Annotated in this window: 24 protein-coding genes; 9 read left to right on the top strand and 15 right to left on the bottom strand. The window is 63.4% G+C overall.

Annotation, left to right across the window (positions count from 1 at the left end; translation table 11 throughout):
* Positions 1-35: 35 nt before the first annotated feature.
* Both AC2ISB_RS00405 and mobA read right to left on the bottom strand, forming a co-directional pair.
* Complete coding sequence (locus AC2ISB_RS00405) at positions 36-671, bottom strand: GNAT family N-acetyltransferase (protein ID WP_486575543.1); 636 nt, start codon at positions 669-671, stop codon at positions 36-38.
* A complete protein-coding gene (gene mobA, locus AC2ISB_RS00400) occupies positions 668-1,291 on the bottom strand; it encodes a molybdenum cofactor guanylyltransferase MobA (protein WP_486575542.1) in 624 nt (207 codons plus the stop codon). Before mobA ends, AC2ISB_RS00405 begins: the two co-directional genes overlap by 4 nt.
* Positions 1,292-1,377: 86 nt before the next feature.
* Between mobA and AC2ISB_RS00395 the strand changes: the two genes are divergently transcribed.
* Together AC2ISB_RS00395 and AC2ISB_RS00390 are read left to right on the top strand one after the other, a co-directional pair.
* On the top strand, positions 1,378-2,082 hold the full coding sequence (locus AC2ISB_RS00395; protein ID WP_339108869.1) for an AzlC family ABC transporter permease: 705 nt from the start codon (positions 1,378-1,380) through the stop codon (positions 2,080-2,082).
* The gene (locus AC2ISB_RS00390; protein ID WP_339108868.1) at positions 2,079-2,411 is read left to right on the top strand and encodes an AzlD domain-containing protein; all 333 of its coding nucleotides are present in this window, start codon (positions 2,079-2,081) and stop codon (positions 2,409-2,411) included. The genes AC2ISB_RS00395 and AC2ISB_RS00390 overlap by 4 nt, the downstream gene beginning before the upstream one ends.
* A gap of 113 nt (positions 2,412-2,524) precedes the next feature.
* Here the strand turns inward: AC2ISB_RS00390 and AC2ISB_RS00385 are convergent, their stop codons facing one another.
* From AC2ISB_RS00385 to AC2ISB_RS00375, 3 genes are all read right to left on the bottom strand, one after another.
* On the bottom strand, positions 2,525-3,175 hold the full coding sequence (locus AC2ISB_RS00385) for a hypothetical protein (protein ID WP_339108867.1): 651 nt from the start codon (positions 3,173-3,175) through the stop codon (positions 2,525-2,527).
* 217 nt (positions 3,176-3,392) lie between these two features.
* Positions 3,393-4,448 (bottom strand): MBL fold metallo-hydrolase, encoded by a 1,056-nt coding sequence (locus AC2ISB_RS00380; RefSeq protein ID WP_406720198.1) that lies wholly within the window; start codon positions 4,446-4,448, stop codon positions 3,393-3,395.
* On the bottom strand, positions 4,445-6,169 hold the full coding sequence (locus AC2ISB_RS00375) for an acyl-CoA dehydrogenase family protein (RefSeq protein ID WP_486576719.1): 1,725 nt from the start codon (positions 6,167-6,169) through the stop codon (positions 4,445-4,447). The genes AC2ISB_RS00380 and AC2ISB_RS00375 overlap by 4 nt, the downstream gene beginning before the upstream one ends.
* A gap of 135 nt (positions 6,170-6,304) precedes the next feature.
* On the opposite strand from AC2ISB_RS00375, the gene AC2ISB_RS00370 reads away from it, so the two are divergent.
* Positions 6,305-7,267, top strand: a complete 963-nt coding sequence (locus AC2ISB_RS00370) for an L-threonylcarbamoyladenylate synthase (protein ID WP_486575539.1) — start codon at positions 6,305-6,307, stop codon at positions 7,265-7,267.
* Positions 7,268-7,319: 52 nt separating this feature from the next.
* Here AC2ISB_RS00370 and AC2ISB_RS00365 read toward each other — a convergent pair whose 3' ends face one another.
* Complete coding sequence (locus AC2ISB_RS00365) at positions 7,320-7,880, bottom strand: YqgE/AlgH family protein (RefSeq protein ID WP_339108864.1); 561 nt, start codon at positions 7,878-7,880, stop codon at positions 7,320-7,322.
* Positions 7,881-8,070: 190 nt separating this feature from the next.
* On the opposite strand from AC2ISB_RS00365, the gene AC2ISB_RS00360 reads away from it, so the two are divergent.
* Positions 8,071-8,988 carry a protein-disulfide reductase DsbD domain-containing protein gene (locus AC2ISB_RS00360; RefSeq protein ID WP_486575537.1) on the top strand — a complete coding sequence of 306 codons (918 nt, stop codon included), beginning with the start codon at positions 8,071-8,073 and terminating at the stop codon, positions 8,986-8,988.
* Here the strand turns inward: AC2ISB_RS00360 and AC2ISB_RS00355 are convergent, their stop codons facing one another.
* From AC2ISB_RS00355 to AC2ISB_RS00345, 3 genes are all read right to left on the bottom strand, one after another.
* On the bottom strand, positions 8,989-12,294 hold the full coding sequence (locus AC2ISB_RS00355) for an efflux RND transporter permease subunit (protein WP_486575535.1): 3,306 nt from the start codon (positions 12,292-12,294) through the stop codon (positions 8,989-8,991).
* A gap of 1 nt (position 12,295) precedes the next feature.
* Complete coding sequence (locus tag AC2ISB_RS00350) at positions 12,296-13,738, bottom strand: efflux RND transporter periplasmic adaptor subunit (RefSeq protein WP_339108861.1); 1,443 nt, start codon at positions 13,736-13,738, stop codon at positions 12,296-12,298.
* A 100-nt stretch (positions 13,739-13,838) separates the two neighbouring features.
* Positions 13,839-14,699 carry a uracil-DNA glycosylase gene (locus AC2ISB_RS00345; protein WP_486575533.1) on the bottom strand — a complete coding sequence of 287 codons (861 nt, stop codon included), beginning with the start codon at positions 14,697-14,699 and terminating at the stop codon, positions 13,839-13,841.
* Positions 14,700-14,845: 146 nt separating this feature from the next.
* On the opposite strand from AC2ISB_RS00345, the gene AC2ISB_RS00340 reads away from it, so the two are divergent.
* The gene (locus AC2ISB_RS00340) at positions 14,846-15,691 is read left to right on the top strand and encodes a prephenate dehydratase (RefSeq protein WP_339108859.1); all 846 of its coding nucleotides are present in this window, start codon (positions 14,846-14,848) and stop codon (positions 15,689-15,691) included.
* Positions 15,692-15,885: 194 nt separating this feature from the next.
* Here the strand turns inward: AC2ISB_RS00340 and AC2ISB_RS00335 are convergent, their stop codons facing one another.
* Together AC2ISB_RS00335 and nudC are read right to left on the bottom strand one after the other, a co-directional pair.
* Complete coding sequence (locus AC2ISB_RS00335) at positions 15,886-16,359, bottom strand: SRPBCC family protein (protein WP_339108858.1); 474 nt, start codon at positions 16,357-16,359, stop codon at positions 15,886-15,888.
* A gap of 69 nt (positions 16,360-16,428) precedes the next feature.
* Complete coding sequence (nudC, locus tag AC2ISB_RS00330; RefSeq protein WP_486575531.1) at positions 16,429-17,388, bottom strand: NAD(+) diphosphatase; 960 nt, start codon at positions 17,386-17,388, stop codon at positions 16,429-16,431.
* 196 nt (positions 17,389-17,584) lie between these two features.
* Here nudC and AC2ISB_RS00325 point away from each other — a divergent pair, with 196 nt between their 5' ends.
* Entirely contained in the window at positions 17,585-19,519 is a 1,935-nt protein-coding gene (locus AC2ISB_RS00325; RefSeq protein ID WP_406720193.1) for a bifunctional 2',3'-cyclic-nucleotide 2'-phosphodiesterase/3'-nucleotidase, read from the top strand.
* Between the two features lie 39 nt (positions 19,520-19,558).
* On the opposite strand, the gene AC2ISB_RS00320 is transcribed toward AC2ISB_RS00325, so the two are convergent.
* The 4 genes from AC2ISB_RS00320 to serB all read right to left on the bottom strand — a co-directional run bounded on the left by AC2ISB_RS00320 (position 19,559) and on the right by serB (position 22,525).
* The gene (locus AC2ISB_RS00320) at positions 19,559-19,915 is read right to left on the bottom strand and encodes a hypothetical protein (protein ID WP_339108855.1); all 357 of its coding nucleotides are present in this window, start codon (positions 19,913-19,915) and stop codon (positions 19,559-19,561) included.
* A gap of 12 nt (positions 19,916-19,927) precedes the next feature.
* Entirely contained in the window at positions 19,928-20,704 is a 777-nt protein-coding gene (locus AC2ISB_RS00315; protein WP_406720192.1) for a DUF6478 family protein, read from the bottom strand.
* Between the two features lie 181 nt (positions 20,705-20,885).
* On the bottom strand, positions 20,886-21,536 hold the full coding sequence (locus tag AC2ISB_RS00310; RefSeq protein WP_486575528.1) for a hypothetical protein: 651 nt from the start codon (positions 21,534-21,536) through the stop codon (positions 20,886-20,888).
* 116 nt (positions 21,537-21,652) lie between these two features.
* Entirely contained in the window at positions 21,653-22,525 is an 873-nt protein-coding gene (serB, locus tag AC2ISB_RS00305) for a phosphoserine phosphatase SerB (RefSeq protein ID WP_486575526.1), read from the bottom strand.
* Positions 22,526-23,100: 575 nt separating this feature from the next.
* Here serB and AC2ISB_RS00300 point away from each other — a divergent pair.
* The 3 genes from AC2ISB_RS00300 to AC2ISB_RS00290 all read left to right on the top strand — a co-directional run bounded on the left by AC2ISB_RS00300 (position 23,101) and on the right by AC2ISB_RS00290 (position 26,752).
* Positions 23,101-24,246: a phosphoserine transaminase gene (locus AC2ISB_RS00300; RefSeq protein ID WP_339108851.1), complete on the top strand. Its 1,146-nt coding sequence runs from the start codon at positions 23,101-23,103 to the stop codon at positions 24,244-24,246.
* Between the two features lie 85 nt (positions 24,247-24,331).
* On the top strand, positions 24,332-25,927 hold the full coding sequence (gene serA / locus AC2ISB_RS00295) for a phosphoglycerate dehydrogenase (RefSeq protein WP_339108850.1): 1,596 nt from the start codon (positions 24,332-24,334) through the stop codon (positions 25,925-25,927).
* Positions 25,928-25,999: 72 nt separating this feature from the next.
* The gene (locus AC2ISB_RS00290; RefSeq protein WP_339108849.1) at positions 26,000-26,752 is read left to right on the top strand and encodes a metallophosphoesterase; all 753 of its coding nucleotides are present in this window, start codon (positions 26,000-26,002) and stop codon (positions 26,750-26,752) included.
* Positions 26,753-26,766: the final 14 nt, after the last annotated feature.

The raw sequence follows: 26,766 nt of genomic DNA, 5'->3' as shown, positions 1-26,766 counted from the left end.
GAGCCATGCCCTGCGCCCGACGCAAGAGCCGCGCCTTAAGAGCTGCGGCTTGAGCCACGGGGGGCCTCGGAGGTATCCCAAGGCCGTAGCGGGCAGACCATCACAAAGGCCGTGCGATAGGCGAAGAGCAGCTCTGTCAGGCGGCTCTCCCGCGCACGGATCACCCGAAAGCCCAGACGCTCGTATAATGCGCGGGCCCGCATGTTCTCTTTGACCACGTCCAGACGCAGTTGCACGTAACCACGGCGTCTGGCCTCGGTGCAGACCGCCGTGATCAAGGCCGCACCAATCCCGCGCGAGCGCTGATCGGCCCGCACCGAAAGCCCGTCCACCACCATCGCCCTATGTTCCTGATCACGGGCCAGCACCCACAGGCAGGCCCAGCGCCAGACGGCCCCGCCCAGCCCGTAAATGGCCCTCAGATCGCGGTGATCACCGCCCACAAAGGCCCCCTGCGCGGTGCGGAAGCCCGCAACGGCCAGTAGGGTTCCGCTGTCATCCTCCACGGCGCAATATCCGTGTGTTCCGTCCATCACCCGCGCAATGAAGGCCAGCGCCTGCGGCTCGGGGCCCAGAACACGGCCCAGCTTGCCGCCGAAGGCCTGCCAGTAAAGCTGCGCGGCAGCCTTGCGGTGATGCTCGGGAACCCCGCGACGGATATGATAGCTCATTTCCCTGTCCCCAACGCGTCATGGCGTGCTTGCGCCAGTTGCAGGTCTTCGGGCGTATTGATGTTGAAAAACGGGTCAGGCAGGTCGGCAAACTCCACGCGCCGCGCCCGTGCAAGCCGCGCCCCAAGACGCCGCTCCCCTGCTGCCAGCGCCTGCGCCACCTGCCCGCGCCACGCACAGGGCCAATAGGCAAGGGTCGGATGCCCCCGCCCCTGCGAGACCGCCTGCGCGGGCTCTGCCTGCGCGCCCGCGCCCGCGCCTGCGCCTGCGGGCACAAGCCGCGCCACAAGATCGGCGGGAATAAAGGGCGTATCCACGGCCACAGTCACCAGCCCCGCCGCGCCAGCAACACTTGCCCAGTCAAGCCCTGCCAGAATGCCCGCCAGAGGCCCGTCATGCAGATGCGCGGGCGGATCGGGCAGAACGGGCAGATCCTTGCACCAGGCGGTGAAACGCTCGGGCGTGCCATTGGCCGAAACCGCAAGCCGCGCGACCTGTGGCGCAAGCCGGTTATGGACATGCGCAAGCAGGGGCTGGCCGCCCAGCGAGAGCCATGCCTTATCGACGCCCCCCATACGGCGCCCCTCTCCTCCGGCAAGGATCAGGCCGAAAATCTCCAAATTGCCTCCAATACAATTCTGCGCTTGTCGCCCTTGAGAGCGTGCTTATGACTGCCTGCATGAACACCGACTTACAAGAGCAAAGCATGCACGCGCGTCACGCCTTTCTTCGCGGTATTGTGGCCACCCTGCCCTTTACGCTGGTCATCGCCCCTTTCGGCCTACTCTTTGGCGTGGCCGCAACCGAGGCGGGCCTCGATCTTGGCGAGGTGATGGGATTCACCATTCTGGTCATCGCCGGTGCCTCGCAGTTTTCCGCCATCCATTTGATGGAAGAACATGCGCCCGTGATCCTCGTCATTCTGACCTCGCTCGCCATCAATCTGCGGATGGCCATGTATTCCGCCGCGCTGGCACCCCATCTCGGGCAGGCAAAGCGCTGGCAGCACGCGCTGGTTGCCTATTTCATGGTCGACCAGACATTTGTGACCGCCGAAACCGAATATCGCCTGCGCCCCGAGATGTCGCTGCCCGCAAAACTCGCCTTCTATGCGGGCTGTTCCACGGTATTGCCACCGCTATGGTATCTGTCAACGCTTCTGGGAGCCGTCGCGGGCGCGGCCATCCCGCCGGAATTCGCGCTGGATTTCGCGCTGCCCATCACGTTTCTGGCGATGATTGCCCCCGCACTAAGGTCGCTGCCGCATATCGCGGCCACTTTGATGTCGGTCTGTGCGGCTCTGCTACTGGCTTTCCTGCCCGCAGGTATGGGCCTGCTGATCGCCGCGGTCTGCGCGATGGTGACCGGCGCACAGGTTGAACTGTTTCTGGCACGGAGACGCGCAGCATGACCGGCTATTCCCCGTTCGAGATCTGGACCATCATCATCGTGCTGGGCATCGGCACCTTTGCCCTGCGCTATGTGTTTCTGGGACTGGCGGCGCGCAAACCGATGCCCGAATGGCTCTTGCGCTATCTGCGCTACACCCCCGTGGCCGTGCTGCCCGGCATGGTCGCCCCGCTTGTCCTGTGGCCCGAAGCGACAGGTGGCATGCCCGAACCCGCACGCATGCTGGCCGCCCTCCTGACCCTTGGGGCAGGCATTGTGACACGCAATGTGCTGCTGGCCATTCTGGCAGGCTTTATCTCGCTTTATCTGGGCCTGTTCCTGATCTTCTAGGCGCCCTGTCAGGCCAAAGCCTCCCCCCTTTGTGCCAACAGCCAGCCTGCCGCACAAACCCACGCAGCAAAAAGGGCCCCGAAGGGCCCTGTCCGCTGGAGGGGAACGGCGTATTATTTGCCGTCCTGTTCTTCAAAAGCCTTTTCGCGGATCTCGGCGGCCCGCGGGTCCGATTGCTGGATCATCAGCACGCCCGAGTTATTTTCGGGATCGTTATCATGATACACGCGGTAGGTCGCGCCCGGCAGCTGTGCGAAATACCGCGACAGTTTCTTGGGCGACCATGTGTGATGGATCGCCTCGAACCCGGGAACATCCTTGAGCACGGTCGAAATCGCATTGGCACAATAGGATTTCTTCGCGGCACCGTATTTTTCGGCATTGGCACGGATCATCTGCGCCTGCGCCATAGTCACCGGCACCTTCTGCTCGATCACGTCCCACCGCTCGCGGGCATGGTAATCGATGTAGAATTTCCGCATCCGCTCGGTGATCCCGAAATGCAGGTCGTTCCGCTCGGGCGCGTAGGGGTGATACCACGTCCCCGCCGGATCATAGAGCACCCGCTCGGGACCATCGATCATCAGCCCCGAATGGCCACCGGCACCGGTTTCACGACTGACAACCGTGTAAAGCGTGATCGAGGGCGGATCGCCCGACACATAATGCGCCTTTGCCACAGCATCATCCGGTGCCCAATGCGGTTCGGCAGCACAGGCGACAAGGCCAAGCAGCATGCCCAAACAAATAAGTAGTCGGCGCATCAGCCAGACCCCCTTGTAACTTTTTCACGTATAAAGAGCGGCAACCGCCCTCACTCGACCTGGCTTTTGAAACACGGAAATCCAGCACAAGACAACCGCCGCAGAAGTCAGGCTCCAGATAAAACCCGAAGCTGTTCCGCCAAGGGCACGGTTTCAAAAATCCGCCCGCCTGCAAGACGGTCCCTATATGGCCCCGATGCCGCGCCGCTGCGCGCGGCTAAAGCAGATGCCAGAGCCACGCCCCGTCAGCCCGCGCGACCCGCCCGACCTCGCCGCGGTGGTGGAGATGGTTGAGATGCGCCACCGCCTCGACCATCGCCAGCCCGTAGACCGCCTCGGTGATCTCGCGCTTGAACAGGGGCGGAAAACAGTCGCAGGCCGTCTTCGGCCCTCCACCCGGATGGGCACCTAGATGGGCGCGCAGACGTTTCAGCGCCCCCTCGTGGTTCTGGATCATCTGATCAAGCCGTGTCGGCAGCCCATAGAAAGGTAGCTTATGCCCCGGCAAGACCAGCTGGCGTTCCGTGGCATAGGGCCGGAAGCCGCGCGTGCTGTCCATCCAGCCCGCCACCGGATCGGCCTCGGGTTCCGTGGCATAGACCCCGAGATTGGCCGAGATCGACGGCAGGATCTGATCCCCGCCCAGCACCAGATCCTCGCTCCAGAATGTGGCATGTTCGGGCGCGTGGCCATGCCCCATCCGCACGGTCCAGTCGCGCCCCGCCATGCGCAGCACCTCGCCCTCAACCAGCCGCCGGTAGCCCAGCGGCAGGGGGGCCGTGCAATCGGCGAAGTTGAACGGGCGCTCCGCCAGCCGTTTGGCCAGAATATCGGCCCGCATTCCGGCGGCCTTCCAGAAAGCCACCGTCTGCGCGTCAGGGCGTTCCTGCACATCCAGTTGCAGCATCCGTGCCATCAGCCAAGCGGTGCGCGTGGTCCAAAGCTCGGCCCCCTGCGCCTGCAACCAGCCCGCCAGCCCGATATGGTCCGGATGATGATGGGTCACCACCACGCGGCCAACCGGCTTGGACGAAAGCGGCCCCTCCAGCAGCGCCTGCAGGGCCGCGCGACAGGCCGGGCGGTCGATGCCCGTATCGACCAGCGTCCAGCTGTCCCCCTCGTCCAGCGCATAGCCGTTCATATGGTCCAGTGCCATCGGCAGGGGCAGGCGGAACCAGTAGACATCAGGCGCCACCTCGCACAGCGCGCCCTGTTCGGGGGGCGTGGTCCAAGGGTAGCGCAGCGAGCGGGGGCGGGTCTCGGTGTCGTTCATAGCCCCAAATCTGAAAGCGAAAGCGCCCGAAGTCCAGAGGCCGCCCGCATCGCGGCCAGAGCCGCCGCATGGCGCGGCAGCACCCGCCCGATATGGATCGCGGCCAGAGCCAGACGGGCCGGATCGGCCAGAACAGCCTCAAGATGCGCCCCAGCCCCCAGCACGAGGGCAAGCGCCTGCAACATATCATGCGCACATGCGGCCCGCATCTCGGGCGGTTGGCCAACCAGCCAGTCGACAGCCTCGGCCACGGCCTCGGCCGCTTCCCAGACCGGCTCGGCCAGATCGGGATGGTCCAGGCGTGCCCGTGCGGCCAAATCCTGCACCTCCTGCAACAGAAGGCCGGCCATCTGCCCCTCATCGCGCATCTTGCGCCCCACCAGATCCAGCGCCTGAATGCCATTGGTGCCTTCATAGATCGCACTGACCCGCACATCACGGAAAAACTGCGCAGCCCCGGTTTCCTCGACATAGCCCATGCCGCCATGAACCTGTATTCCCGCATCAGCCGCCCGCATGCCGGTTTCAGTGCCATAGGCCTTCACGATCGGGGTCAGGAATGCAGCGCGCACCATCCAGTCCGCAGGGGCAACGGGCTCTCCCCCAGCCGTCTCACGTGCAAGGGCACCGCTTTCGCACAGGCGCGCCATATCCAGCGCCACCCCCGCCTTCAGGGCCAGCGCCCGTGCGGCAAACAACTCGGCGCGCGCCTCTGCCAGCAGCCTGCGGATATCGGGGAAGGCGATAAGCGGCTGCCCCTGCACCCGCTCGGCAGCAAAGGCCGCCGCTTTCTGCACCGCCGCCTCGGCCACCCCGATCCCCTCGACCCCGACCGACAGGCGGGCATTGTTCATCATGGTAAACATGGCTGCCAGCCCCTGCCCCGCCCCGCCCACGATCCAGCCCTTGGCCGCATCGAAAACCATGACGCAGGTCGGAGACCCGTGCAGCCCCATCTTGTGTTCCAGTCCCGCGACATGCAGGCGGTTGGCCTCGCCTGAAGCCCCCTGTTCGGCGGGCAGGTATTTCGGCACCAGAAACAGGCTGATCCCCTTGGTGCCCGGAGGCGCATCGGGCAGGCGGGCCAGAACCAGATGACAGACATTCTCGACCAGATCGCTATCGCCCCAGGAGATAAAGATCTTCTGGCCGGTGATCTCGTAACTGCCATCGGCGCAGGGCATCGCCCTTGTGCGCAGATCGCCCAGATCGGAGCCCGCTTGTGGCTCTGTCAGATTCATCGTCCCCGACCATGTGCCAGACACGAGCTTTGGCAGATACAGCGCCTTCTGGGCCTCGCTGCCATGATGGTGCAGGGCTTCGATCTGGCCCTGTGTCAGCATCAGTTTCAGATGTAGCGCCATATTGGCACCGGCCATCATGTCATTGACCGCCAGTCCCAGCGCATTCGGCAACCCCATACCGCCATACTCCTGCGGGGCCGCCAGCGCGATCCAGCCCCCTTCCGCCAAAGCGGCATAGGCTTCGGCAAAACCGCGCGAGGTTTTCACCTGCCCGTCGACAAGATGCGCCGGATCGAGATCTCCGGCGCGGTTGCTGGCCGCAAGCACCGTATCCGACAGCTTCGCTGCCTCGCTCAAAATCGACGCGACAAGATCGCCGGAAAGATCCCCGAAAGGCCCGGCCCCGTAAAGCGCCGGAAAAGATGTCAGGTGATTTAGGATAAAGGCGATATCTCGGGCCGCCGCGCAGTAGGTCATCATTCCTCCCTCTCCTGCAACAAACGCAGCCCGCTTGGCATTTGAGGCGGACCGGCTTATGCACAGGACAACACAAAGCGAAGGTTATCGCCTTCCCCCTCCTCAGCAATCAAGACGCTACGTCAGATACATCCGATGCCCCTCACGACCGAATTGCTTGCCCCAACCACCGAAGGCTATGCCCGCGCCGCCCAATATCTTGGCACCGGCGCGCTTGTGGCCTTTGCCACAGAAACCGTCTACGGGCTGGGCGGCGACGCCCGGAACAGCGCGGCAGTCGCGGCGATCTACACCGCCAAGGGACGGCCAAGGTTCAACCCGCTGATTGTCCATGTGCATTCGGTCGAAATGGCCGAGCGCTATGTCACGATCCCCGATGCCGCGCGCCCGCTTATTGCGCGCTACTGGCCGGGGCCGCTTACGCTGGTCTTGCCGCTGCGCCCCGATGCGGGCATCTCCGATCTGGTAACAGCCGGACTGGAGACACTGGCGATCCGCATGCCCGCCCATCCGGTCGCACGCAAGCTTTTACAAGCATTTGACGGCCCCGTGGCGGCCCCCTCGGCCAATCCGTCAGGCCGAATCAGCCCGACAACCGCCGCCCATGTGATGGACGGGCTGTCCGGCAAAATCGCGGCTGTGCTGGATGGCGGGCCCTGCGATGTGGGAGTGGAATCGACCATTCTCTCGCTCGATCCTCTGGCCCTCCTGCGCCCGGGCGGACTGGCTCTGGAAGAGATCGAGGCCTGTCTTCGCCGTGCCCTTCCCACGGGCGGCGATAGTGACAAACCCAATGCGCCGGGCCAGCTGAAATCGCATTACGCGCCGGGGGCTGCGGTGCGGCTGAATGCCCGTGCGCGCCAGAGCGGGGAAATCTGGATCGGCTTCGGCCCCGATTGTGCGGGGGCCGAGTTCAACCTATCGGAAAAAGGCGATACAACCGAGGCCGCAACCCGCCTGTTCGGCCTGTTACGGCAGGCCGACAGGCTGGCGCAGGAAAAAGGCGCCAACTGCATTGCCGTGGCGCCGGTGCCGGTGACGGGGCTCGGGCTGGCGGTCAATGACCGTCTGGACAGGGCCGCTGCGCCGCGTCCCTGACCTGCGGCCCCAAACCAAACCCCGTATCAGGCCCCCGTGTCAGGCCCCCTTATCAGGCATGCCCTGCGGTTGCGGATAAGGTGCGCGGATCGATCCCCATCGTATTGAGCGCGCGCACCCATTTATTGGCGTAATCGCCCGACAGGGCCAGATCGGCATCGCCATCGGCAATCAACCAGCCGTTATCAAGGATTTCCTGCTCGAGTTGGCCCGGCCCCCAACCGGCATAGCCAAGCGCCAGAACGGCGCGATCCGGCCCGTTTCCGGCGGCGATATCTTCAAGGATATCCCGCGTTGCGGTCATGGCCAGTTCGTCACTGACTTCCATCATCGGACCACCACCATCCCATTCGGTGGAATGCAGCACGAAGCCGCGACCGGTCTCGACCGGCCCGCCGAACAGAATCGGACGATCTCCGCTTTCGTCGGTGGCCGTCATGGTGATGCCAAGCTGTTCCAGCAGATCCGGCAGGTCGGGCTTGGGCAGCGGTTTGTTGACGATCAGCCCCATTGCCCCCTCTTCCGAATGGGCACAGATCATGATCACCGAATGCTCGAAACGCTGATCCCCCATACCGGGCATTGCAATCAAAATCTTGCCGCTCAGATCCATCGGGGCCTCCTCGTGCCATGTCCATCGCTACCGTGACGCCTATCGGATGACAGACCGCCTATGTCTTTTAACCAAACTGGAGTGCAAAAGATCCAGGTTCAAGATGGCAATGTTGCCAAAAGGCCGCCATCAGAGCAGTTGGCGCGTTTGTGACTTCCCGAAAGCGCCTCGGGCGCGATAAGCGAAGATCATGAGCATTCGGTCAAAACTTACCCGTTTGGGGCCTCGTTTCGGGCTGTGTCTGGGCGCGCTCGCGCTGGTTTCCGGCGCGGGAGATCGCACCTTCGCGCAAGATCTCGAACCGATGCCCGCGTCCCTGCCGGCCGATGCGCCGACGGGCCTGCCCATGGGGCTCGACAGGGCCGAGGTGCTTGATGGCTGGCAGACCAGCGACGGCACGCGCATGGCGGCAATCCGCGTGACGCTTGATCCGGGCTGGAAAACCTATTGGCGCCACCCCGGAGATGCGGGAATTCCTCCCAGTTTCAGCTTCCGCGCCTCCAGTAATCTCAAGGATGTGAAAATCTATTGGCCACGGCCCGAGGTTTTTACCCAAAGTGGCACAAGATCAATCGGTTACAAAGACCAGATGATCCTGCCGATAGAGCTGTCCCCGATTGATCCCACCCAACCGATCCGGCTGGATGCCGATCTGGATCTGGGGATCTGCCACGATATCTGTGTGCCGGTCTCGCTGGAACTTGACGCCGATCTGGCAGGGCCGGGACGCCGCGATCCGGTGATTTCCGCAGCCCTGCAGGCGCAGCCGCAGAAAGTCGCCAGTCGGGCCAGTTGCCAGATAGAGCCGATCCGTGACGGGATGCGGGTCACCGCCCGCCTGCCTGTCAACAGCCTGCCCTCCAACAACCAGCCCTCCAACAACCAGCCTGCGGGTCAGACCCCGCATCAGGTGGCCCTGTTCGAACTGCCCTCGCAGCCGGTCTGGGTGTCTGATTCGCGGATGAGCCTCGAAAATGGCGCGCTGGTGGCCACCGCCGATTTCGTTCCCCCCGATGCCGCGCCATTCGATCTTGACCCGAAGGATCTGCGGATCACGGTTCTGGACAAGACCCATGCCATCGAAATGGACGGCTGCGCCAGAATGTGATCAGCGCTGCCGCCGCGTGCGCCATGCCGCCACGGCCAGCGCGCCCAGAATGAAGGGCGTGTAGACCAGCCAGCTTTGCGCCAGGCTCCCGCCCGCCAGAAGCACCAGCCCGAAGGCCAGCCCGAATCCCGCAACGATCAGCCCGACCCCCAGCCAGAGCGCCCCCGCCAGCCGAGGGGCCTTCAGCCCGCGGCGCGTCGATGCGCATAGTCGCGCGATATCGGCCTGAATAGCCAGCACCGCCGGCACCAGAAGCAGCACGATCACCATGCCGAAGCCAAGTCCGTAAACCAGCGTGATCACTGTGGATTTCAGAAACTGCGCCTCGGCGCTGCCTTCATAAAGCAGCGGCGCAAGCCCGAGCACGGTGGTCAGCGTCGTCAGCAGAACAGGCCGCAGCCTGTCGGCCACCGCATCCACGATGGCCGGTCGCAATCCGCGCGTGCGGGCATAATCATCCACCGTCGAAATCAGCACGATGGCATCGTTGATGATAATCCCCACCATCCCCAGCCCGCCGACCACGGCAAACATCGACATCGGGAAATCCCAGATGTAATGGCCCCAGACCGCGCCCACCAGACCGAAGGGGATCACCGACATCACCACCAGCGGACGCGCCCAGCTGGCCAAGATCCATGCCAGCACGACATAGATCCCCAGCAGACACAGAACCAGCCCGACCTTTGCATCCGCCATAAAGGCGCGCTCGTCCGCAGCCTGCCCCGTTTGCAGCCATGTCACTCCCAGCCGCTGCGCGATATCGGGCAGGATACGGGTCTGCATTTCGGTCAGGATGGCATTGGCGCGTTCGGGGTTGTCTTCGGAAATATCGCCCGTCACCTCGACCTGCCGTAGCCCGTCATCGCGGCGGATGGTGGAAAACCCCGCCTCGCGGCGCACCGTGACAATATCGGACAGGGGCACCCACTGTCCGTTCGGGCTTTGCAGCAGCATCCGGTCCACGAAATCGGCGGTCTTCTCGGCATCGGGCAGCTCGACACGGATCGAGGCAGAGCGCACGCCATCGGGATAGGTTGCGGCCTCGGTGCCGTTCAGACGGGCGCGCAATTCCTGCCCCAGCGTCTGGGTATCAAAGCCCAGCGCCTGCCCCTGCGGGGTCAGCGCAAGGATCAGATCCTCTTTGTCATAGGCCAGATTATCCTCTAACGCCGAGACCTCGGGATAGACGGCAAGGGCGGCTTTCAACGCTTCGGCGGCCTCCTTCAGCACGCGGGTTTCCGCGCCGGTAAACTGAACCGAAAGGCTGTCCCCCGCAGGGCCCGCACGGAAACTGCGGAAGGCCAGCTCTTCCAGCATCGGATCATCGGGAAGGTGTTCCTGAAGGCGGCGGATGAAATCGGCGCTGCTATAGGGGCGCAGATCCTGATCGATCAGCTCGATCGAGATCGAGCCCAGCTGGTCGCTATCCTTGGTATCCGCCGAGGCCAGATCCCGCCCCGACGCGCCGCCGATCTGGCCGATCACATAGGTCACCGGATTGCGGCCATATTCGGCCTCGTATCCGGCAGCGACACGGCTGACCAGATCCTGCAATTCCCCCATCACCGCAAATGTGTCCTTTCGCGTGGTGCCGTTGACCATTGCGAAGGCCCCCGACACGCTCGAGCGTTCTGGAGGCGCGAAAAACCGCCATTGCACCTGCCCCGTCCTTAGCAGGAACACCTGCACCGCCAGCAGCAGCACCGCAAAGGCCAGCACCGGATAGCGCGCATGGATGATTCCGCGCAGCAAGGGGCGCATCACCTTGCGCCGGAACCAGTCCAGCCCGCGATTGGTCACCCGTGACGGCGCATCATACCAGCGCGGCTGACCCAGATGGGTCAATGCGTGATACATATGGTTGGGCAGGATCAGGAAGCATTCCACCAGTGACGCCGCCAGCACCGCGATCACCGTCAACGGAATATCGACGATCATATCGCCCATCCGCCCGCCAATCACCACCAGCCCCGCAAAGGCGATCACCGTGGTCAGGGTCGAGGCGAAGACCGGCGCAAGCATCCGGCGGGCACCGTTTTCAGCGGCAATCGCGGGGGCCTCCCCCAGATGGCGGGCACGGAAATCGGCATGTTCGCCCACCACGATCGCGTCATCGACGATGATCCCCAAAGTCAGGATCAGCGCAAAGAGCGACATCATGTTCAGCGTCATCCCCGAAACATACATCACCGCCAGCCCCGCCGCGAGCGAGGCCGGAATCCCCATCGCCACCCAGATCGCCGTGCGCGCATTGAGAAAGAGGAACAGCAGCACCAGCACAAGCACCAGCCCGATCACGCCGTTATCGACCAGCAGATCGAGCCGCGCGACGATCTGCTCGGTCCGGCTGCGCACAAGGGCGATGGTTGTGCCTGCGGGCAGGTCGGGGCGCATTTGCGCGACCACCTGTTCGACCTTGCGTTGCAGGGCAATGGCATCCCCCTGCGCGGAACGGGCGACATTGAGTGTCATGGCGGGGGTCTTGCCCACGTAATAGGCGCGGTCGCGCGCCGCCCCCTCGACGCGGATCTGCGCCACATCCCCCACGGTCAGCACAGCCCCGTCGGCATCGGTGCGGATCACCAGATCGCGGATCTGCCGCGCCTCGCGCCGCTCTTCGCCCGCCCGGACCCGCGAGGCTCCGGAGGCCACATCCCCCGCAGGCGTCGCATCAGCAGCCGCCCCGATAACCGAGATGATCTGCGTCAGGCTGACATTATGCGCCATCAGCGCGGTGGTCGGCACTTCGACCACGGTCTGCGGGGCTGCCATGCCCGATAAGGTGGTGCGCGTCACGCCCTGCGCATAAAGCCGCACCATCATCTCGTCGGCCAGACGGCCCAGCTGTTCGGGCGCCAAGGGGCCGGTGATAACCACATCGGTCACCGTATCCCGCCAGACGCTCTGGCGGATCTCGGGCGTTTCGGCGGCCTCGGGCAGATCGCCTGCCAGCTGGATGGCGTTTTCCACATCATCCATCGCGCGGCCCATATCCCAGCCGGGTTCGAATTCCAGTTCGATTTCGGCACGCCCCTCGCGGGCCGTGCTTTCGCTCGAGGCGACCCCCTCGACCGTCAGCAGCGAGGGTTCCAGCACCTGCACGATCGCGCGGTCCACATCTTCCGGCCCCGCCCCCTCCCATGCGACCGTCACATCAATCTCGTCGGTGACGGTATCGGGAAAGAATTGCGCCCGCAGTTTGGGCGCGGCAAAGACACCGGCACACAGCATGACCACCAGCACGATATTGGCCAGCGTGGCATGGCGGGTAAACAGGCTGATCAGACCACGCGGCGCGGGCATCTTACCCCCCTGCCTGTTCAAGCCGCGCCACCATCGCCGCCGGAACCCGTTCCTGCTGCAACTGCGCCAGCAATCCGGCGCGGTCGGGGCCGCTCAGCGTGGCATCCTTCTGCACCACCGCCACCAATGCCTGACGCCGCGCGGGGGTCAGATCGATCATGCTCTGATCCAGCGATGCTCCCTGATCCAGCGGGCGCAGCTTGATCCCCTGTCCCAGAAGCGGGCTGCGCCGCGCCACCACCTGCGTGCCCTGCGGCAGATCGGAGCGCACCAGAATGGTATCGCCCTCGCGCCGCAGGATCCGGGCCTGCGCGCTATACAGGCGGTTCTCGTGATCCAGCGCCAGAAGTGCGCCATTGCCATCCACCGCCTGCGCAGGCAAACGCGCGACATGCTCCAGCAGCGGTTCGTCCAGCGTGACGGTCACGAAATCCCCCGGACGGAACCCCCGCGCGCTCTGGAGCTGGGCATAAAGCAGCCGCCCCGCCGTGCCGGTTTCCACAGCCGCCCCGACCCGCAGCAGCTTGGCCGCCGAGCGCACCTGCGCATCCGCAGTCTCCAGCGCCACCTGCGCGGTCAGGGGCAGCACCTCGCCCTGTGCATCGGTCAGACGCAAAAACTGGCTGGTCGATACCCGAAACGAGACTTCCAGCGCCGAGGGGTCGATCAGTTCCCCGAGCATCTCGTTGACCGAGACCAGCCCCCCCTGCACCACACTGACCGCCGCCAGATTGCCATCAAACCCCGCCCGCAGCGTGGTCAACGACAATTCGCGTTCGGCTTCGGCCAGATCGATGCGCGCGCGGCTGAGCGCGGTTCCGGCCTGATCCAGCGTGGCCTGCGCCTGCGACAGCGCCGACCGGCGCGACAGGACGGCCTGATCGGCGGCGGAAGCGGCAAGCTCGGCCTCTTCGGTCACTGCCGCAGAGCCGATGCCGCGCGCATTCAGATCCAGCTGGCGCTGCAAGGCCTTCTGGCGCAATCCCGCCTGCGCGCGGGCGGCTTCCAGATCATCGCCCGCAATCGCCAAGGCCCGTTCGGCCTGCGCCAAGGCGGCTTCGGCTTCGGTACGGCTGGCCACGGCACTGTCGCGCACGGCCTGCGCCTGTGCAGGATCAAGCTGCACCAGAACATCCCCCTTACGCACCATGCCGCCATCTTCGAAAGCCGGCGCAAGTGCGAGGATCGTGCCCGCCGCCGAGGCCCGCAATTCCAGCCGCCGGTTCGACCGGATCTCGCCATAGGCGACAAGCTTGGGCTGAAGATCCCGATAATCGAGCGCAACCACATCGGCGGCGAAGATGCGCTCTGCCGCAGGCGGCGGCCTATGGCCCTGCCCCTCGGCGGAAGGCGTGGCCCGCATCAGCGCCACGGCACTTCCCAAAAGACCGAGAGTCAGCGCAAAAAGGAAAATTCCGCCAAGGCTGCGTGAAAGAAAATGCATCTCTATGCGTATCCGGGGCTATGGGCGAGGTGGGCTTATAGTGCCAGCCTTTCGCCTTTAGGGATAGATATATCTGCATGGGAATGCGGGCAAAATTGTCCTAGCCCAGACTGTCCAGCTTGGCCCGCAGCGCCAGAAGATCGGCCCATGTGTCGCGCTTGGCCTCGGCGCTGCGCAGAAGCTGCACCGGCGAGAACATCGCGATGGCGGGCTTGCCGAACGCCTCCGACCACTCGCCGCGCAGGCGGGTAATGCCGCGCCGTGCCAGCCCCGCCGAGCAGGCGGCATTGCCCATCAGCACCACGACATCCGGATCGACCAGCTCGACCATCCGCGCCAGAAACGGACGCATCATCGCGATTTCCGATGCCTCGGGCTCGCGCTGGCCAGGCGGACGCCACGGCAGGACGGGGGCCAGAAACAGCGCCGCCGCCCTATCGGGCGTGTCGCGCCGCAACCCGATGGCGGCAAACATCCGGTCCAGCATATGCCCCGAACGGCCAATGAAGGGCCGCCCCGCACGGTCTTCCTCGCGGTCGGGCGCATCCCCGATGATCATGACGCGGGCCGCCTCGGGCCCTTCGGCACGCACGGTGCAGCGCGCGCCCTTGCGCAGATCGCAGGTCTCGAAACCGTCCAGCGCCTCGTGCAGATCGGCCAATGTGCGCGCCTGCCCTGCCGCCTGCCGCGCAAGCCCGACCTGATCGACCTTCGGCGGGGCCTGCCGCTGTGGCAAAGCCGTCGCCTGCGATGCGGCCAGCATGCCCGCCGTAGCTGCCGCACCCGCCGGAACAGGAGCGGGAACGGGAAGATCGGGCTTTGCCAGACGGTCGGGCAAAGCATAGCAATCCATCGCCAGATCGCCCTGTGCCTCGTCCGCCCCCAGCTCGCACAGCCATTCCAACGCCGCCAAAGCGGCATCATAGCTAAGATCGGAAGGCGAGAGAACTTCAGGCGTCATGCGGCGCATCTTAATCCTGCTGGCGGGTCCGGTAAATACCCCTCCTGCCGCCCTGCCGCACGCGCCGCGTGCGGGACATGCGCGTTTTCCCTTTTCTTGCGGGCGATCTGGCGCTAGGCACCATGCAAACAGACAGGAAGATCCCGATGACCAAGACCGGAAAAATCGCCTTTCAGGGCGAGTTGGGGGCCTATTCCCATCAGGCCTGCCATGATGCCCTCCCCGAAATGGACCCCCTGCCCTGCCGGACCTTCGAGGATGCGATCGAGGCCGTGCGCTCGGGCGCGGCGGATCTGGGGATGCTGCCGGTCGAGAACTCGACCTATGGCCGCGTGGCCGATATCCACCAGCTTCTGCCCTCGTCGGGGCTGAAGATCATTGGCGAAGCGTTCGTGCGGGTGCATATCAACCTGCTGACCGTGCCCGGCACGAAGCTGGAAGAGGTCACATCGGCCATGTCGCATACCGTGCTTCTGGGGCAGGTGCGCAACTTCCTGACCACCCATAACCTGCATCGCATCGTCGGCGCGGATACCGCAGGCTCTGCCAAGATCGTGGCCGAAAAAGGCGATCCGAGCATCGCCGCGCTGGCGTCGGAACTGGCGGGCGAGATCTACGGGCTGGATGTTCTGGCCCGCCATATCGAGGATGCCTCGAACAACACCACCCGTTTCCTCGTGATGTCGCGCATGCCCGATTTCGAGCGCCGCGCCGAGAAGATGATGACCAGCTTCATCTTCCGTGTCCGCAACATTCCGGCGGCGCTGTATAAAGCCTTGGGCGGCTTCGCCACCAATGGCGTGAACATGACCAAACTGGAAAGCTATATGGTGCGCGGCCAGTTCACCGCGACGCAGTTCTATGCCGATATCGAGGGCCACCCCGAGGACCCCAATGTGAAACTGGCGCTCGAAGAGCTGTCCTATTTCACGGATATGCTAGAGATTCTCGGGGTCTATCCGGCCGATCCGATCCGTCAGGAAATCGGCTGATCACAAAGCCTATCACATTTTTCGGGGCCTGTTTTTTGGGCCCTGAATTTTTGCCCCTGAACTTTCGGCCCTGATTTTTCGGGGCCGGTTGGTCGGGTCGGCTTGGGGCCGCCTCGGGATAGGCAAAAGCGTGAAACGGGCGCAAGGAAAGGGCGGGCAAACCTGCCCTCCCCTACGTCGGGTCGCGCTGTTTTTCAGTCCTGATCGGGGGCCTCGTAACGCGCCGCAATCTCGCGGATCTGCTTGCCGACGCGGTCCGCGAATTTGCGGTCAAGGCTCGACCGGCCCAGCTTGGCCGATTGCAGCATGAGCCGCGCCCCCAAAGTGCGCGGACGGATATCCAGACCGACCTGCAAACGGGTCCGGCTGCGCGACAGCGCCGTCAGCAGAATCACGGTCTCGACCTGAAAACTGGATGACTGCCCGGAAAGCGCCACCACCTCGGGGCGCTCGAAACGGGTCACCTCGGCCTCCAGCTTGCGCATTTTGCCTCTGAGCCTGAACTCGATTTCCCAGCTTACCCCTTTGCCCGGGAACTCGAGCTGGTCGGTCCGGCGCAGCTTCACACCCCGCTCGCGCGCCGCCTCTTCCATTGCGTCGAACTGGCTCAACTCGTCGAACACGAACTCGACGGGAACAGAAATATCTTCTCGGGTCGAGAATTTCATCCGACACTCCTGGAAGGCAGCACCAAGCAAAAGGTGACACTGATCATGACGTTAGGGCTGATCTAGCCGTCAATCGAGCCGGTCTGCAAGCCATTCCCGCATTAACCACCCCGCAATCGCACCGGGTCGTGGCGCACGTATCACGCTGTCACCGCCCGCCATAATCCGCAGCAGCCTTTCACGGCTGACCCAAAGCGCATCCTCGATTTCCACCGGATCGGTCATGATCTCGCGGCTGGTCGCCTCGGCACGGCACCCCATCATCAACGAGGCTGGAAAGGGCCAGGGCTGCGACGCGACAGGCCGGACCCTGCCGGTGCGGATCGCGGTTTCCTCATAGACCTCGCGGCGGACCGCCGCTTCGACGGTCTCTCCGGGCTCCATGAACCCCGCAAGACAGGAATACATGCCCTCGGGCCAGTTGGGATTGCGCCCCAGAAGCGTGTCATTGCCTTGGGTGACCAGCATGATCACGCAAGGATCGGTGCGCGGAAAATGATCCGCCCCACAGCTCGGGCAATGGCGCTGCCACCCCGACTGCACGATCTCGGACGCTGCCCCGCAGGCCGCACAGAACCCATGACTGCGATGCCAGCCCAGAATCCCGCGCGCGGTTGCCGCAAGCTCTGCCTCCAGCGGCGGCAGGCCCAGCATCACATCGCGCAGATCCCGCAAGGCGACCGCACCGGACAGGACGGGCATGTCCTGTATGTCCTGCGCAAACACGGGCTCTCCCCGTGGCCCGCCCGCCCCGAGAAACACCCGCGCGCCGAGAGCCTCCGACATCAGCGGATGATCCGGCGGAAAAAGCGCCAGACGGGGGGCCGCATCGCCTGCCGCGTCCCCGTCTTGTGTGCACAATACCTGTCCGTTACACATCAAAAACCCCCGCGCGCCCGTCATATCGGGGCCAGCGCGCCTGTGGGCGGCACGATCCAGACCGCTGCCCGCAAAGGCCAGACCGGGGTGTCTATCGTAGAAAAACGGCCCTTCGGCGACAAGAAAGCGGTCTAGAAACGGGGCTGGCATTGCGAAAATATCTCGATCTTAAGGTTGCTGCTGCATTAGGCTTGCCTAAGGTTAGAAATTTAGTCCTTAATCGTCAAAGAAGTATAGCCGCACCTGACCTAATGACAGCGACGACGCGCATCCCGGTTCAGCAAGTAAACGTGTTTTTTAAGTGACGTAAGGGGCGGCGCAAGATCGCCCGGACGAAAGGAGAGCGATGTCCTCGCACGCCGAAACTCCGTCGCATGCCGAGCGGCCCGCTGCGGTGGTCAGACTGCGTCTGCTGGCGACCACCGACCTGCACGGCCATATCCGTGGCTATGATCTGTTTGCCGACAGGGAAGACACCGGTTGCGGCCTGTCCCGCGTGGCCACCCTGATCGAACGGGCCCGCACCGGCTGCCCCAATACGCTGCTCTTCGATAATGGCGACTTTCTACAGGGCACACCGCTGACCGAATATTGGGCGCGCGACCGTCAGGGCCGCGCAGACGCCCCGCATCCGGTGATTGATGCCATGAACGCGCTGGCCTATGACGCCGTCGGGCTTGGCAATCACGAATTCAATTACGGGCTGGACTTCCTGACACGCAGCCTGCGCGATGCCCGTTTCCCCTGTCTGTCGGCCAATGCCCTGCGCCTGCGCGCCCCCCGCCCCGAAGAGGACGTGCCCCTGACGCAGGCGCATGTCGTGCTGGAAAAAGACCTGCACGACGAGAACGGAGACCTGCGGCGGGTGCGTATCGGGGTGTTCTCGGTGCTGCCGCCGCAATTCATTCTTTGGGATAGCGCCATTCTGGCAAGCCGCCTGCAAAGCCGTTCCATCATCGAGACGGCCAGGGCGCAGGTGGCCCAATTACGGGCACAGGGCTGCGATCTGGTGATCGCATTGGCCCATACAGGCATTGATCCCCTTGCCAGAGCCGATGATCCCACCTGCGAGCATGCCGCCACCCTGCTGGCACAGATCGACGGGATCGATGCGCTGATCGCAGGGCACGACCATATCGCCTTTCCCGGCCCCGATGTCGCGCCAAGTGCAGATGTGGACCCCGTGGCAGGCCGGCTCTACGGCGTTCCGACGGTAACACCGGGCCGCTTCGCCAGCCATCTGGGCCAGATCGATCTGGATCTGGTGCAAGGGGCGCGGGGGTGGCAGGTTGCTGCCTCTTGCGCAACCCTGATACCGGTGGCGCAAGAGCCCCCCGTGCCCGAAGCCGAGCGGATTGTCACGCGCAATGCCAAGGCCCATGCCGAAGTGCAAAGCTACACATCGCGGCGCGTGGCACGGCTGGACGTGCCGCTGCACAGCTATTTCTCGCTGGTGGGCCCCGATGCCGCACTCAGTTTCGTGGCACAGGCGCAGCGTGACCATGTGCAGAGCCTGCTTGCGGACCGCCCCGAGGGCGAGCTGCCGCTGCTATCGGCCGTCGCCCCGTGCAAATCGGGCGGGCGCGCGGGGGCGGACTATTACCTTGATATCCCGCCCGGCCCGCTAAGCATCCGCCATCTCAGCGAGATCTATCTCTTTCCCAATATCGTCACCGCCGTGGTCATTGACGGCAAGGGGCTGAAAAGCTGGCTGGAACGCGCCAGCATCATCTTCAACACCATTGCGGACGGGACACGGGGGCTGCCCCTGATCCGGCCCGAGATCCCCGCCTATAATTTCGACATCATGCTGGGCGTCACCTACGAAATCGACCTGTCCGCCCCGCCCGTCTTCGACCTGCACGGCATGCAGACCACCCAATCGCGCGGACGCATCCGCAACCTGTGCTATCAGGGGCGGCCCGTCGATGACCGGCAGAGCTTTGTGGTGGCCACCAACAACTACCGCTCGGCCTTTGCGGGACAGTTTGCCGGTCTGGATGGCCTCAGGGTGGATCTGGGCCCCGATATCGCCTCGCGCGATGTGCTGATCCGCGCCGCACGCGCGTGGGACACGCTGCATCCCGCCGCCATCCCCATCTGGCAGTTCCGCGACCAGCCCCAGACATCGGTCACGATGGTCACCGGCAAAGGCGCGCTGGCCTATCACCGCCAGATGGAAGATTTGGGGATGAGCCTGCAAGACACCCATGCCGATGGCACAGTCACCCTGTGCAAACAGCTCTTTTACGCGGATGCCTGCACCGGCACTCTGGGCTAGCCTCCCTGCCGCCCACCAGCAGCGCCCATCAGGACGGGATCAGCCCTCGTGGCTTTGGCGGCAATGGTCGCGGAAGGCGCGCTTGAGCAGATCCAGTTCGGCCTGCAACCTGTCCACCTGCGCGGCCAGATCCGGCACGAGCATCTCGCCCGCCGCAATGGACAGGCTGGCCACAACACCGCTTTCGGCATCCGACAGCAGCAGGCTTTGCGTGCCGTCTTCCAGCAGATCGACCGGAAGCCCCTGACGCAAGCGCCAGCGCCCGTCCCCGAGATCGGTCCAGTCCCCCTCGGCCAACACTGTCGCACGGTAGGACGCGGTCAATGCGGGGCGCATGGCGGATTGCAGCACCACCACCCATTCTCCGGCCTGCAAACGGGAATACTCAACAATCATCAACAGACTCCTTTAGAGATCGGCGCGGGGATGGCGCAGCAAGGTCAGATCCTGCAAGGTGATTTTGTTCATTGCCGGTGCCTCGAAAATCAGGTCGATCCACGCCTTTTCAAGGCGCTTCTCGTTCAATTTGGTATAGGCCAGATCGAACTGCACCACACCGCCGCCAACCGGCATCTGGCTGACAAGCTGGTCACTATTGGGACCATGCTGGATGTTGAAACGGCAATAGACGGGACGCGCCTCTTCCATGCGGACATCAAGGCCCAGTTGCACGAGATGGTGCAAACGGAAGCCCTGCACAGCCTCGGGCGGAAGATCGACCACCAGCGACAGGAAACTGCCCTGAAAGCCGAAAACCTCCAGTTCGGCCCCGAAGGGGGAAGGTCTGCCGCTATTGCGGATCTGCCGCAGGGAAAGCTGCTGCAGCGGGCAGTCGTGAAACAGCGTCAGATCCTCGCCCAGACAGCACCCGGATGCCGCGCCCACATAGGCCTGCGGCGCCACCGGCATTGAAAAGGCCTGCGGTCGCCACGCCCAGTCACACCCCAAGGGCCGGTCGATGGCATCGGCGGCATTAAAACGCTGCTCTGTCTGGCGGTCGATCCGGCCCAGAAGCCCCGAAGCGGTCGCGGCCATAGACCCGGCCTTCTTGCGCAGCAGCGCCAGATCCTCGCCGGTCATATCCGGTGCTGTTGCCGCACAGTCATGCCAATGCTTCATCACGCGGCTATATGCCAGCCGGTTCAGGAGACCGCCCTGAGCCTGCCCAACCTGCTTCTGCCCCATTTCAAAACCCGTTTTTGTCTCGCCAGACACATAATAGCCGGCGTCATGTCTAAAATCTTTGCGCAGCGTCAAGACTGCGCCCGCAAGACCAAAAGTGCAAGCTGTCTTCTGGCGGATATGCAGGCTCCGCAGGCCCCCATTACCGCATCATATCCCCGTGCGGGAGCGCCCGCAGACCCGCTTATTGCGCCGGTTTGGCCTGCCCTGCACTGGCGGCATGGGCTTTGGTCGCCGCTTCGGACCGGCCGACAAATTCTTTCAGCAATCGCAACTGTGCGGCATCGCTCATGGGTTGCGAGCGCAGCGCCATTACCGACAGCGCTGTCAGATGCCCGTCAAGCGAGGTCACGCCGCGCCAATACTCAGCGGTGACAGGAAATTCTTCGGCCAGCGACCTGTCGCGCACCTTCAAAAGCAGAAGATCACCCGAAACCTGCGATTTCAGGATATCGACATCATCGCTGCGGCCCGAACGCGCAATCGCCGCCTGCCCTGCCGCCGAACGGAAGAAGGCCTCGATCATCGGGAACCGCTTGGTGATCGAGCCGGTCATTTTCGGCCCGACCGTCGCCGATAGCATGGCCGGATGGGGGGCCGAGGCATGGGTCGCGTCATTGGTCACCGCCGCGCAGTCACCGAACAGGATGACGTTATTCTCTGCCTGCCCCGGATGCCCCTGCCCCGCCACACAATAGCCCGCCGGTGCACTGAGCACGGTATCTCCGGCGATGACGGTGCCTGTCGCCTGGGGGCCCGTCGTGGTCTGGCAACCGGCAAGAGCCGAAGCCACAAGCGTCACACACAAACCGAGCTTCACACGAGACATCGCCATATTGCCACCTTTCCGGAACACAGAGCTTACGCAAGGCTTAGTAACTACCGGCCCAAAGAGCAAGTTCCCCCACAGCCCTGTGACAGCCCCCGCCGGAACGGAGGCGAAAGACCGCCTCAGGCAAACTCCGCCTGTGCATAGCCTTGCAGATACAGCAGCGCCGAAAGGTCACCGTGATTGATGCGGATGTCGCATTGCGCCGCGACCGAGGGTTTTGCATGCAGCGCCACGCCGAACCCTGCCAGTTGCAGCATGCCCAGATCATTGGCCCCATCCCCCACCGCCATCACCTGATCCGCCGACAGCCCGAGCCGCGCGGAAATCTCGTGGAACGCCTGCACCTTGGCTTCACGGCCCAAAATCGGCAGGCCCGGCTTGCCGGTCAGCTTGCCCTCTTCGACCAGCAGCGTATTGGCGCGGTTTTCATCAAAGCCCAAAGTGGCCGCGATACGGCTGGTGAACGCCGTGAACCCGCCAGACACCAGCGCACAATACGCCCCGTCGCGCTTCATCGTCGCCAGCAGGGCCGGACCGCCGGGCATCAGGGTGATACGGGTGTCGATGACCTCAGCGATCACCGTCTCGGGCAGGCCAGCCAGCAGCCCCACACGCTCGGTCAGAGCGCCTTCGAAATCCAGCTCGCCATTCATCGCCTTGGCGGTGATCTCTTTCACACGTGCCCCGACACCCGCCACATCGGCCAGTTCGTCGATACATTCCTGCTGGATCATGGTGCTGTCCATATCGGCCAGCAGCATCTTCTTCTTGCGGCCTTCCGCCGGGATCACCACAAGGTCGATCCTCAGCGCCTGCAGGTCCGCCCAGACGGTCCAGCGGTTATCGGGGATCACTTCCATCGGAAATTCGGCAGCGCACCCCTCGGCCAGCCAAGTGACCTCGCCTCCCCCCCACGCATTACGCAGCGCCACAAGCGTGGTTTCGTCAAGCTTGGGCGTTTTCGGGCAGGTCATGAGAAGGGCGACGAACATAGCTAGATCTCCGGATCACAGGGTTGGGGGCGCTATAGCGCAAAAACAACCGCCGTTTCCAGCCCCGCCCGCACCGCAAAAGCCCGATCCGCATGATCCGCGCCAACCGCCCCGCTCCTCGCGGTTTTGTCCCTGTTAGAAGCGTTAGGAGCAGATAGCAGATCCGTCCTCTTTTCCGAGGCCGTTTCCGACGCGCGCTCCGAATCGCAGACCCAACTCGCAGGCCCGAGGCGTATAGCCGCCACTCAATCGGTACGCGCGGCACTGCCCGCCGCCTCTCCGACGGGGTCCTCTCCTTGGATCAGCGCGCTTCCCCTTTGGCAGGGTCGCAGCAGGTTTGCCGGAATGGAATCAGAGAGTATCAGGCCTTCGGTCACGCCCGCGAAAGGCCGCCGCTGCGCCTGTGTCGGTTCTGCGCCACAACGCCTCACATTTTACGGTTTTCTCTTGTCCCGAAGCGACATTTTTTGCGGTCGATACGACTTTGTCACTTGCATGAATCAAGGTGCAGGCGTAAGTCCCAACGCGGGACACCCCTCCCCAACGAGGGGCGTTTATCTGAGAGGATACCAGATATGGCTATTGAAGCACCGGCTACGCGGCCGGCAAATCCGCGTTTTTCTTCGGGCCCTTGCACGAAGATCCCCGGTTTCTCCCTCGACATGCTTGCCGACGCGCCTCTGGGCCGTTCGCACCGCGCAGCTGTTGGCAAAGCCAAGCTGAAAGAGGCGATCGAAACCACCCGTGAAATTCTCGGCGTTCCGGCAGATTACAAGATCGGCATCGTTCCGGCTTCCGATACCGGCGCCGTCGAAATGGCAATGTGGTCGCTTCTGGGCGCACGCAAAGTCACCATGTGCGCATGGGAAAGCTTCGGCTCGGGCTGGGTCACCGATGTCGTGAAGCAGCTCAAACTCGATGCGGATACCAAAACCGCCGATTACGGTGATATCGTCGATTTCACGACCGTCGATTTCAACACCGACGTCGTCTTCACCTGGAACGGCACCACCTCGGGTGTGCGCGTGGCCAATGGCGATGCGATCCCCGCCGACCGCGAAGGCCTGACCATCTGCGACGCCACCTCGGCGGCTTTTGCAATGGACCTGCCGTGGGACAAGCTCGATGTCACCACCTTCTCCTGGCAGAAAGTGCTGGGCGGTGAAGGCGGTCATGGCGTTCTGATCCTGTCGCCGCGCGCCGTCGAGCGTCTGGAAAACTACACCCCCGCATGGCCGATGCCGAAGATCTTCCGCATGACCAAAGGCGGCAAGCTGATCGAAGGTATCTTCAAAGGCGAGACGATCAACACGCCCTCCATGCTCTGCGTCGAGGATTACATCGTTGCGCTGAACTGGGCCAAATCCATCGGTGGCCTCGAAGGGCTGATCGCCCGCGCCGATGCCAATGCGAAAGTGGTCTGGGATTTCTGCGCCGCCAAGCCGTGGATCGCAAACCTCGCCAATAACGCGGCAAATGCCTCCACCACCTCGGTCTGCGTGAAATTCACCGATGACCGCATCAAGGACGGGGCAACCTTCGCCAAAGCCGTTGCAAAACGTCTGGACGCCGAAGGCGTGGCACTGGATGCCGGTGCCTATCGCGATGCGCCCGCCGGTCTGCGGATCTGGTGCGGTTCCACGGTCGAGAAAGCCGATCTGGAGGCGTTGATGCCCTGGATCGAATATGCCTTCGAAGCCGAAATCGCAGCGCAAGCCTAAGCGTTCGATCTTTCTCTGAACCTGAGGTGGGCAGTGCTTTGCCCACCCGTTTTCCCAGATTTCAGAAAATTCAAGGAGCCCGCACATGGCCCCCAAAGTTCTCGTCTCTGACAGCCTGTCGGAAACCGCCGTCCAGATCTTCCGTGACCGTGGCATCGAAGTCGATTTCGAACCCAAACTCGGCAAGGACAAAGACAAGCTGGCCGAAGTGATCGGCAAATATGACGGCCTTGCGATCCGTTCGGCCACCAAAGTGACCGCAAAACTGCTGGAAAACGCGACCAACCTGAAGGTCGTGGGCCGCGCAGGTATCGGCACCGATAACGTCGATAAGGAAGCCGCTTCGAAAAAAGGCGTGATCGTCATGAACACGCCCTTCGGCAACATGATCACCACCGCCGAGCATGCCATCGCGATGATGTTCGCCGTGGCGCGCCAGATCCCCGAAGCGTCCGCCTCGACCCATGCGGGCAAGTGGGAAAAATCGAAATTCATGGGTGTCGAGCTTTCCGGCAAGACCCTTGGTGTGATCGGTGCCGGTAACATCGGTGGCATCGTCTGCGACCGTGCCCGCGGCCTGAAAATGAAGGTCATCGCATTCGACCCCTTCATGAGCCAGGAAAAAGCCGACAAAATGGGCGTGGAGAAAGTCGAGCTTGAGGATCTGCTCAAGCGCGCCGATTTCATCACCCTGCACGTGCCGCTGACCGAGCAGACCAAGAACATCCTGTCGCGCGAGAACCTCGAGAAGACCAAGAAAGGCGTGCGTATCATCAACTGCGCCCGTGGTGGTCTGGTCGATGAGGAAGCGCTGGCCGATCTGCTGAAATCGGGTCATGTTGCCGGTGCCGCGCTGGACGTGTTTGCCGAAGAGCCCGCGACCAATAACGTGCTGTTCAACCTGCCCAACGTCGTCTGCACGCCCCACCTTGGCGCGTCCACGACCGAAGCGCAGGAAAACGTGGCGCTGCAAGTCGCAGAGCAGATGTCGAACTACCTGCTGGACGGCGCTGTCGAGAACGCGCTGAACATGCCGTCGATGACCGCCGAAGAAGCCAAGGTCATGGGCCCGTGGGTCAAGCTGGCACAACATCTGGGTGGCTTCATCGGTCAGATGACCGAAGATGCGATCAAGGCGATCAACATCACCTATGACGGGTCGGCCGCCGAGCTGAACCTCAAGGCGCTGGATGCGGCCGTTGTGGCCGGCATCATGAAAGCCAGCCAACCGGAAGTGAACATGGTCTCGGCCCCCGCTCTGGCGAAAGAGCGCGGCATCCAGATCTCGACCACGTCGCAGACCCAATCGGGTGCCTATGATGGCTACATCAAGGTCACCGTCGTGTCGGAAACCAAAGAACGTTCGATCGCGGGCACCGTGTTCTCGGATGCCAAGCCGCGCTTCATCCAGATCAAGGGCATCAATATCGATGCCGAAGTGGGCGAGCATATGCTCTATACCACCAATGAGGATGTCCCCGGTGTGATCGGCAAGCTGGGCACGCTTCTGGGCGAACATGGGGCAAACCTTGCCAACTTCACCCTTGGCCGCGCGAAAGCCGGCGGGGAAGCCATCGCCATTGCCTATCTCGACGAAGCCCTGAAACCGGAAACGGTCGAGGCCATGAAAGCCACCGGTATCTTCAAGCAAGTAAAACCGCTGGAATTCATTCTCGGCTGAGCCATAATAGGTTCATGAACGCCAAGGCCCCTGCGACCCGCGGGGGCCTTTTTCATTTGTAAGGAAAGAACTATGCGCGCCTATGCCATCGGAGACATTCACGGACATCTCGACAAGCTGAAGATTGCACACGATCTGATCGAGCAGGACCGTGCGGCCTTTGGCGACCAGTCCGCCCCTGTGATCCATGTCGGAGATGTTGCCGACCGTGGCCCCGAGAGTGCCGGCGTCATCGATTACCTGCTCAACGCGATGCGGGCGGGGAAAAACTGGGTGGTACTGAAAGGCAATCACGACAGGATGTTCTCGATTTTCATGAACGACCCTTTCGACGCCGATCCGATGCTGCGCAAGGATCTGACATGGCTGAACCCACGATTGGGCGGCAATACCACACTGGCCTCCTATGGCGTGCCCAATGCCGATGAACGCCCCGCCGATATCGTCCATGCCGAGGCGCTCCGGATGGTTCCCGAATCGCACCGGCTCTGGCTGGCCAGCCGCCCCAACCACTTCATCTTCGGTGAATTGCTTTTTGTGCATGCCGGCATCCGTCCGGGGGTCAGCATCGGCAACCAGACCGAAGACGATCTGTGCTGGATCCGCAAAGGCTGGCTGGAAGATACCAGCGATCACGGCATGCTGGTGGTGCATGGCCATACCGCAATCGATCAGGTGACGCATTATGGCAACCGCCTCAACCTCGATAGCAGTGCGGGCTATGGCGGCCCTGTCTCGGCAGTGGTGATCGAAGGCCGCGACGCATGGCTGCTGACCGAAAACGGGCGCCAACCGCTTGTTCCGGTTGCCACTATCGCCGCCTGACCGCGGTATATCGC

The organism is Thioclava sp. NS-SX20 (genome assembly GCF_057380695.1).
The sequence above is the reverse complement of the archived record's forward strand: the minus strand, read 5'-3'. Positions and strand labels throughout refer to the sequence as shown.